This window comes from uncultured Microbulbifer sp. (assembly GCF_947489355.1).
Classification (GTDB): Bacteria; Pseudomonadota; Gammaproteobacteria; order Pseudomonadales; family Cellvibrionaceae; genus Microbulbifer.
This window is the reverse complement of sequence record NZ_CANLDD010000249.1, coordinates 1-222: the sequence shown is the minus strand read 5'-3', so window position 1 is coordinate 222 and position 222 is coordinate 1. Positions and strand designations below refer to the sequence as shown.

Sequence of the window (222 nt, the reverse complement as noted above, 5' to 3'; positions counted from 1 at the left end):
GTTTTGTCACCTTCATCAAAACCGGTAAACCCCTTCTTTTCAAGGAGATGTGTCAGATTTGGTCTGAACTAATACACGTAAAGCAGCTTGAGTAAGCTGTTCTCATTGGTAAAGCCACCCTTGGTTTTAGTTAGCTTGCGGAACAGGCGGTGTACAGCCTCAACGGCGTTGGTGGTGTAAATCGGCGTACGCACGTATTCCGGATACTTGAAGTACGTCGAC

1 pseudogene is annotated in these 222 nt (G+C 46.8%); it reads right to left on the bottom strand.

Annotated features, from left to right (window positions below):
- Positions 1-77: 77 nt before the first annotated feature.
- Positions 78-222 (bottom strand): annotated as a pseudogene (locus Q1A48_RS21640) (transposase); the annotation flags it as partial.